Raw genomic sequence first — 1209 nt, 5'->3', positions numbered from 1 at the left:
GCGAGGAGGTACGACAGGAGGATCACCGGGTAGGCGCCGGCCTCGGTGGTGTTGCGGTCGACGTCGACGGCGATGTCGGTCTCGTCGCGGCCCTCGACGACCGGGGAGATCGAGACGGTCTTCGCGGCGCCCTCGGGCGAAGGAGCAACGAACTCCTCGCCGACCTTGACCGAGACGTGGCTGAGGTCGGTGGCCTGGCTGGCGTCGGCGTAGCCGATGGCACCGTCGATGTCGGCGATCTGCTTGACGACACCCGAGGTGCCCTCGGCGGAGAGACCACCGGAGACCGGGAAGGCGTCCTCGGCCTCGTAGGCCCAGTCCTTCTCCGCCGTCTTGGCGAGGTAGTCGGTGAAGTTCTTCGTGGTGCCCGAGTCGTCGGCGCGGTGCACCGCGGTGATCTTGGTGTCAGGCAGCTCGACACCCTCGTTGGTCGCGGCGATCGCAGCGTCGTTCCACTTGGTGATCTTGCCCGCGAAGATCTTGGCGATCGTGGCGGCGTCGAGCTTGAGCTCGTCCACACCCTTGAGGTTGAAGGCGATCGCGATCGAGGAGATGTAGGCCGGGACCTCGATGATGTTGCCGCCGCAACGCTCCTTGGCGGCCGCGAGCTCCTCTTCCTTGATGTAGGAGTCGGTGCCGGCGAAGGACAGCGCCTTGGCGATGAACTGGCCGCGGCCGTCCGTCGAGCCGAGCAGCGAGTAGTCGATGGTCAGGCCGCTGTTCTTGCCCTGGAATGCGGTCTTCCAGGCCTCCTGGGCCTTCTCCTGCGACGTCGCGCCGCCGCCCTTGAGGTTGCCGCTCAGGTCGCTGGACGCAGCGTCGTCGCCACTCTCGTTGGAGGCGCCACACGCGCTCATGAGCAGGGCGAGGGCAGCAACACCGGGGATCGCGGCGCTTCGAATGGTCTTGAAGTTCAAGGAACTTGCCTCTCAGAGGTGAGGGGCTTTGTCTTCTCGGGGCCCCCCGATTCGTACTGGACAACTGAGAAGTTAGGGAGCGTCGGTAACGCAAGTCCCCGGCCGATCTGAACGCATGGTGAACAGTGGCGGTCGGGGCGGGATTGCGGCGTGGTGCGGGTCTCAGACGACGAAGCGGGGGCGGTGCCGCTCGACGGCGACGACCGCTCCCTTGCGCACGTGGAGCACCAGCATCTCGGCGGCTTCCAGGGGCGGCGTGCCGCTCGCGCCGTCCAGCCCGAGGGCGTCGTAC

General features: G+C 67.1%; 1 protein-coding gene. It reads right to left on the bottom strand.

Going from position 1 to position 1209, the window contains the following annotated elements:
* Positions 1–917 (bottom strand): phosphate ABC transporter substrate-binding protein PstS (locus tag ACOADB_RS04230; protein ID WP_378596688.1); only part of this gene is annotated, 917 nt, incomplete at its 3' end.
* Positions 918–1209 lie beyond the last annotated feature (292 nt).

The organism is Nocardioides sp. CPCC 206348, from assembly GCF_048654705.1.
Classification (GTDB): Bacteria; Actinomycetota; Actinomycetes; order Propionibacteriales; family Nocardioidaceae; genus Nocardioides.
The sequence above is the reverse complement of the archived record's forward strand: the minus strand, read 5'-3'. Positions and strand labels throughout refer to the sequence as shown.